Origin of the sequence: Planococcus sp. APC 3906 (assembly GCF_030407685.1) — a bacterium.
Classification (GTDB): domain Bacteria; phylum Bacillota; class Bacilli; order Bacillales_A; family Planococcaceae; genus Planococcus; species Planococcus koreensis.
Genome location: NZ_JASDCW010000073.1, coordinates 1 through 778, shown reverse-complemented (window position 1 = coordinate 778; position 778 = coordinate 1). Strand labels below are relative to the sequence as shown.

1 protein-coding gene and 1 pseudogene are annotated in these 778 nt (G+C 55.0%); both read right to left on the bottom strand.

Annotation, left to right across the window (positions count from 1 at the left end; genetic code table 11):
• Positions 1 to 557 (bottom strand): ExeA family protein (locus QMA09_RS17085; protein ID WP_290213995.1); only part of this gene is annotated, 557 nt, incomplete at its 3' end.
• Positions 550 to 778: pseudogene (locus QMA09_RS17080) on the bottom strand (transposase); the annotation flags it as partial. The pseudogene QMA09_RS17080 and the gene QMA09_RS17085, both read right to left, overlap by 8 nt.

Genomic DNA, 778 nt, shown 5'->3' with positions numbered 1-778 from the left:
AATTGGATATCAATCCGCTGGCGAATGGCCGCGAATGACTGAAGTTGAAGGCGATCCCATAATTCGGTCTGTCCGACCATGATGAGCGCCATCGGGCTCTGCGCATCCATCCGGAAGTTCAGGAGGAATCGCACCTCTTCCAACATCTCCCGGTCGAGTAAGTGGGCTTCATCCACGACACAGACAGGCGTCAGCTTGTGGATGCCTTTCATCAATTCGATTTCGCGATGCAGCTGCCGTTTGGCATCGCCCCGGTAGAACTTGGATTCGAGCCCCAACTGTTCCAACATGCCTTTGTAGAAATGCCGCGGCGTCAACTTGGAATCGGACAGATAAAGCAGTTTAAAGCGGGAAGGGTCCAGTTGATCGGTGAAACGGCGGATCGCAGTCGTCTTGCCAAGCCCGCATTCCCCGGTCATCACCGCGAAAAGCTGCCGTTCTGCCGCATAGTTCAGACGGCCGATGATCTCTTCCAGTTGATTGGATTCGTACAGTTCGGCTGTCGGGATATCCCGCGAGAACGGGGTTGCCTTCATCTCAAAGAACGATTCAAACATGCTCCACACCGCCTTTTCCGATGTTGCGGAAGCTCACGGCGGGTACATTCGGTGTTATGGCAGATGCCTTGCGGTCTGCGTTCACTTTCTTGGCGCCTTGCAGGAGGCGTGAGGAACCGGCAGGTTCTTTCGTCATTTTCTCCGGTAGCGAGGGCCGTTTCCCGGTCTTCTCGGTGATGACCATTTCCCGTGCCTTCCAGCTTTCATAGCCCGGGTAGTCA